A 2,921-nucleotide genomic window follows, 5' to 3' on the forward strand; every position below is an offset into this window, starting at 1 on the left:
GGAGCGCTCCACGCGGGCGCGGCCTCCTCGGCGTGAGGGTGCGCGGCGACAGGCGCGGGCTCCGGCTCGGGCTCCGCGACGGGCCCCCGGCGCGCGAGCAGATCCGGGTCCTGCGGATCCAGCAGCTCAATCTGCGTCCACACGCCGTCGGACTCGGCGGTGCGGCCGCGCTCCTGGTGGATCTTCGCGAGCTCCTTGTAGACGGACACCGTCTTGGAGACCTGGCCCAGCCCCTGGAACGCCTGGGCCAGCAGCGTCAGCGTCTCCACGTCGCGGCCGTCCGCCTTGAAGCAGACCTGGAGCTTGGCGAGCGCGCGCTTCTGGTCGCCGCGCTGCAGGTACGACGCGGCCAGCTCCTTCGCGAGCGGGAGGTTGTCCGGCTCCAGCGCGGAGAGGCGCTCGGCGACGCGCAGCCAGTCATCCGCGCGCGCGTTGCGCTTGAGGTACTCCGCGGCGCGCTTGAACTCCTGCGCCGCTTCCTTCGTCATGTTCTCGCGCGCGTACAGCTCCGCGAGCTTGATCTTCGACGCCACGTTCTCCGGGTCGAGATCCACCATCTTCTTGAGGGTGTCGAGGCTCGACCGGGTGTCGCCCGCCTTGTCGTAGTGGTTGGCGACGATCTGGAAGTACGCCATCGCCTCCGACATCAGCCCCAGCTGCTGGTGCAGCTCCGCCAGCTTGAGGTTCACCTCCAGCAGGTTCGGGTTGAGCTTGAGGACCTGCTTGTAGAGGGCGACGGCCTTGAGGAAGAAGCCGTCCGAGGAGTAGCTCTCCGCGACCTTGGTGAAGAAGTGCGCCGCCTGCGCGTTGTCGTTCTTCTTCTGGTACAGCTCCCCCATCTTCTGGAGGACCCGGATGTCCTTCGGGTCGACCTCCAGGACCTTCTGGTACTCCTTGATGGCTTTGTCGTACGCGCCCTTCGCGACCAGCTTCGCGGCGGCTTCGATGATCTTGTTCTTGTCCATCGAGCGTGCGCTTCCGGCAGGCAGAAACCCCGAGGAACTTCGCGGGTTTCAGTCCTTTTCTGGGGGGGAGCTTCGGAGGCTAACGGAATCCTCCGACGCGGGTCAAGAAACAGCCTGCCATCCCCCGGGGCTGGATCACCCGCCTGGACGCTCGCACGCCCGGCGGGTTTTCCACGTCCTCGCGGTGAGCGCTACGGCGTCTCTTCCACGGCCTTCTTGAGCCGGCGCGAACCCGTCTCGCTCGCCAGCAGGCGCTCCACGAAGCGGGTGTCGTAGTTGCCCTCCTGGAAGGACTCCTCCGCCAGTGCGGCCCGGTGGAACGGGATGTTCGTGCGGATGCCCTCCACCACGTACTCGGAGAGCGCGCGCTGCATGCGGCGGATGGCCGTCTCGCGGTCCTCCGCGTGCACGATGAGCTTCGACAGCAGGCTGTCGTAGTACGGCAGCACCGTGTAGTTCTCGTACGCGGCGGAGTCCACGCGCACGCCGTAGCCGCCCGGCACGCTGTAGCCGGTGATCTTGCCCGGCCACGGCGCGAAGGTGACGGGGTCCTCCGCGTTCACGCGGCACTCGATGGCGTGCCCGCGGATCTGCACGTCCTCCTGCTTGAAGCGCAGGGGGTGCCCGTAGGCCATGCGGATCTGCTCACGGACCAGGTCCACGCCCATGACCAGCTCCGTCACGGGGTGCTCCACCTGGATGCGCGTGTTCATCTCCATGAAGTAGAACTCGCCGCGCTCGTCGAGCAGGTACTCGATGGTGCCCACGTTGTTGTAGCGCAGCTTCTTCATCGCGGCGACGGACACCTCGCCCATGCGCTGGCGCAGCTCCGGCGTGAGCGCGGGCGACGGGCTCTCCTCGATGAGCTTCTGGTGCCGCCGCTGCACGGAGCACTCACGCTCGTTGAGGTGGATGATGTTCCCGTGCTCGTCCGCGACGATTTGAATCTCGATGTGGCGCGGCTTCTCCACGTACCGCTCGATGTAGAGGTCGCCGTTGTTGAAGCTGGCCAGGGCCTCCGCCTGCGCGGTGGAAAACGCCTGCGCGAGCACACCCGGCTCGCGGACGATCTTCATGCCCTTGCCGCCGCCGCCCGCCGCCGCCTTCAGGATGACCGGGAAGCCGATCTCCTTCGCGAACGCCTCCGCCTCGCGCGGGTCCTTCACCGTGCCGGGGCTGCCCGGGAGCAGCGGCATGCCGGCCTCGCGGGCCGCGGCGCGCGCGCGCACCTTGTTGCCCATCAGCCGCAGCATCTCCGGACGCGGGCCAATGAAGCGGATCTTGCAGTTCTCGCAGACCTCCGCGAACTCGGCGTTCTCCGACAGGAAACCGTAGCCCGGGTGGATGGCGTCCGCGCGGGTGATCTCCGCCGCGGAGAGCAGCTGCGGCACGTTGAGGTAGCTCTCCTTGGACGGAGGCGGCCCGATGCAGACGGCCTCGTCCGCGAAGCGCACGTGCAGCGCGTGGGCGTCGGCGGTGGAGTGCACCGCCACGGTGGCGATGCCCAGTTCACGGCATGCGCGGATGACCCGCAGGGCAATCTCCCCGCGGTTGGCGACCAGGACCTTCTTGAACACGGCCGTGCTCCTTCGCGAGGGCCTTGAGGCGCGTCCCGCCCGGGAATGGGCCGGACGCGCCTGACAAAGTGAGACTCAGGCCGGCTCGATGCGGAACAGCGCCTGGCCGAACTCCACCGGGCGACCGTTCTCCACGAGGACCTCGGCGACACGGCCGGAGACCTCGGACTCGATTTCGTTCATCAACTTCATCGCTTCCACGATGCACAGCACCTGGCCCTTGCGCACCATCGTGCCCACGTCCACGAACGGGGGCTGGTCCGGCGCGGGGGTCCGGTAGAACGTCCCCACGAAGGGGCTGGTCACCAGGTGGCCCGGCTTCTCCGCGGGCTTCTCCGGCGCCGGCGCGGCGGCAGGGCCGCGGCGGGGCCGCACGGGG

3 protein-coding genes are annotated in these 2,921 nt (G+C 68.4%); all 3 read right to left on the minus strand.

Annotated features, from left to right (window positions below; translation table 11 throughout):
* The coding region (locus ACLEQD_RS40470) for a tetratricopeptide repeat protein (RefSeq protein ID WP_410391272.1) at positions 1–965 on the minus strand (965 nt) is incomplete at its 3' end.
* Between the two features lie 191 nt (positions 966–1,156).
* Positions 1,157–2,542 (minus strand): acetyl-CoA carboxylase biotin carboxylase subunit, encoded by a 1,386-nt coding sequence (gene accC / locus ACLEQD_RS40475; protein WP_410391273.1) that lies wholly within the window; start codon positions 2,540–2,542, stop codon positions 1,157–1,159.
* 75 nt (positions 2,543–2,617) lie between these two features.
* Positions 2,618–2,921 (minus strand): acetyl-CoA carboxylase biotin carboxyl carrier protein (gene accB / locus ACLEQD_RS40480; protein ID WP_410391274.1); only part of this gene is annotated, 304 nt, incomplete at its 5' end.

This window comes from Corallococcus sp. 4LFB (assembly GCF_046520365.1).
Lineage (GTDB): Bacteria > Myxococcota > Myxococcia > Myxococcales > Myxococcaceae > Corallococcus > Corallococcus caeni.